Source organism: Psychromonas sp. MB-3u-54 (assembly GCF_002836415.1).
Taxonomy (GTDB): Bacteria; Pseudomonadota; Gammaproteobacteria; order Enterobacterales; family Psychromonadaceae; genus Psychromonas.
In genome coordinates this window covers 1-297 of the sequence record NZ_PJBP01000053.1, presented here as the reverse complement: position 1 = coordinate 297, position 297 = coordinate 1, and the positions used below count along the sequence as shown (strand labels likewise).

1 protein-coding gene is annotated in these 297 nt (G+C 44.4%); it reads left to right on the top strand.

Annotated elements, in window-relative coordinates; translation table 11 throughout:
* On the top strand, positions 1-297 hold a 297-nt coding region (locus CXF72_RS00550), incomplete at both ends, for an RRXRR domain-containing protein (RefSeq protein ID WP_198552454.1).

Below are 297 nucleotides of genomic sequence, written 5' to 3'. Positions count from 1 at the left end.
GACTACTTAAACAAGGTAAAGCAAAAGTTAAAAACAGAATCCCTTTCACTATTAAAATGGTGGAAGATACAACCGAATTTATACAGCCGATCATTGGTGGTATGGACACTGGCAGCAAGAATATTGGTTGTGCCGCTACAGCTAACGGAAAGGTGCTATATCAAAGCGAAGTTAAATTACGTACCGATATATCCAAGAAGATGCAGCAACGCGCCATGTATCGCAGAACGCGGAGAGGCAGAAAGTGCCGCTATCGTCCTGCTCGATGGGCAAATCGCGCATCATTGCGTAAAACGG